Consider the following 2,382-nt stretch of genomic DNA (forward strand, 5'->3'; position numbering starts at 1 on the left):
AAACAAATTATGTTTAACTAAAAAATCACAAAAATGACAAAAACTTTCTTTTTAAAACTAACGGGAATCTTCGTTTTTTTCTTACTAATTATTCTCGGATGTCGTTCCGAATCTCTCTCTCAAAAAGATTCTGACGATAATAATCCAAATCTTGCTTTCACTACAAAAGCAAGCGTTGATGAAGTTATTGTGAAAACTTCTAAATTTGACAAAAAACTTGCTGAAAAATTCAAAAAATTTACTTGGGAAAATAAAAAAATGGCTCTTAAAACTGGAAGAGGTGTTGAAGACAACGATTTCTATTTTAATACAGACAATATTCAAAAATATGAAACCGATTCCGCTACTTTTTATTCAATTCCTGCTTTTAGTAAATCCCCTACCAATGACGATATTTTGCATTCTTTGTCACTAAAGTTTAAAGATGGAAATTTTACTTCAAGAATGATTACCGTCCAACTTCAAAACGACACCATTCCTGCAAAAATAATAGAAACCGCACCTTACAATTTTAATCCCACCAACATTTCTGCGAGACTTGATTGTCATTGCACCACAGAATTGGTGGTTTCTCCTTGTACTTGTCATACCGTTCATGCTGCAGGTGGTTGTACGCATCCAATTACAATTATCATTACTTCTTGTGGTTGTACTGGTTCTCCTGATTCTTCAGTTTATTATACAGGAACACCTACTTCTAGCATGACTTCGGGTTCTTCTGGTATTTATACTTACAACAATGCTGACCAAGTTTACAACGGATTAAGAAACTTGTTAAAGCCAGACTATACCATGACCGAGCTTCAGAGAATGGCTGTGCTATATAACTACGATGTGGCTAAAGTGATTGCAGAGTTCCTTGCAAGTAATCCTACTCATAAAGTAGCCGCTTTATCATTTATTGACGCAATCGAAGATGGAACAATTACTACTCAACTAGAGATGATTTCTGCGGTAAAAAACTACATTAATTCTTATCAATTTAACGCAGGGCTTTCTTCCGCTCAAGCAAATTGGAAAACGCAAAATACGACACTTTTCAATAATATTCTCACATACATATTACAAGATTATCCGAACAGAAAGGATTTTGGGTATTGGGCGATTAATTATTTTTTACAAAATCCTAATACTTCTTGGGCGCAGTTTCAGAATTGGTTTATGGGTAATTTAGAAGGTAAAGATGGCGAACAAATTGCTTATGATTCAAATTATTGGGAAAATCCAAGTCTAATTTTTCCACAACAAAACTTGCCGAGTTGGCAAAACTATTATGATGCCTTTCCACATCACTCTGATGGTTCTGGAATGACTGCTTCAGAGGTTTATCAATTAGTAGGAGGCGAAATATATCAAAGACATATTTCTACAAATCCAAATATCAGTAAATACTATCAAAATGCATGTGCTTTAAGAGTTTCAAGAGCTCTTAATTATTCTGGAATTACAATTCCCGCTGTCTCAGGCACAATGAAAGGAAGTGATGGCAAAAATTATTTTTTAGCTGCAAAAGCGTTAAATGTATGGATGCGGAAAACATTTGGAACTAATCCCGCAACTTCTACTACACCTTTTAATCCTAATCATTCACATTATACCGCATTACAAGGTGGAATAAATGGACAAAACTTCCCAACATTACTAAATGGGAAAAAAGGAATTTTTTCAATGGTAACAGAATCTTGGTGGGCGTCAGGTCATGCTGATGCTTTACAAAGCAATGGAATGTGTATTAATGACTGTCATTTTGGAGATGCTCCGATAATATATATAGATATTTGGGAATTAAATTAAATGTTATGAAAAAAATATTTTTATTCGGCATTATGGTTCTGCCAACAATAGCATATTCACAGAACATAAAATGTGAAAACATAAATTACATTAAGGAACTTAATGGGAAACAATATTCAACTTATCAATATGTAAATGCAAGTTATAGCTATTCAAGAGCATTTTCAATTGTTATTACTGGCAATGAAATTTTCTCCAAGCTACATCTTAAAATTCCAAAATTATTTACATACAAACAAGAATTGACAGATGTTTACATTTTAGGAATTAAAAATTTTAATAAAGAAAAAATGTCTAACAACGACAAAGAAATCATAACAAACTTTGTTAGAGATATTATAAAGTATAGAATTTTTAATAATTTACCTACAGGAACTGAAGAAAGTATATTAAATAAGGTTATATATTTAAAAGATGAAAATGAAATATGTAAAATTTTAGTGTGCAAAAAATAAAACACCTTCTGCCAACATCGGTTTGGCAATATGGCGGCTGAAGTGCTTCTATAAAACATTTGTGCAAGGTTCAACAGCAGTAATTCTATTGAACTTTTGTGCTAAATTTCCGCCACATCGCCAAGCCGCAAAC

2 protein-coding genes are annotated in these 2,382 nt (G+C 32.6%); both read left to right on the plus strand.

The annotated features are described in order from the left end of the window. Positions 1–33 precede the first annotated feature (33 nt). A complete protein-coding gene (locus tag AC4AGG_RS16065; protein WP_489773034.1) occupies positions 34–1,794 on the plus strand; it encodes a T6SS effector amidase Tae4 family protein in 1,761 nt (586 codons plus the stop codon). A gap of 5 nt (positions 1,795–1,799) precedes the next feature. Continuing rightward, positions 1,800–2,249 (plus strand): hypothetical protein, encoded by a 450-nt coding sequence (locus AC4AGG_RS16070; RefSeq protein WP_489773035.1) that lies wholly within the window; start codon positions 1,800–1,802, stop codon positions 2,247–2,249. Positions 2,250–2,382: the final 133 nt, after the last annotated feature.

The organism is Chryseobacterium sp. CG10_8 (genome assembly GCF_058117085.1).

Excerpts from the sequence above, each read along its gene's own strand:
- AC4AGG_RS16070 (WP_489773035.1), top strand. The coding sequence starts at position 1,800 with ATGAAAAAAATATTTTTATTCGGCATTATGGTTCTGCCAACAATAGCA.
- AC4AGG_RS16065 (WP_489773034.1), top strand. The coding sequence starts at position 34 with ATGACAAAAACTTTCTTTTTAAAACTAACGGGAATCTTCGTTTTTTTC.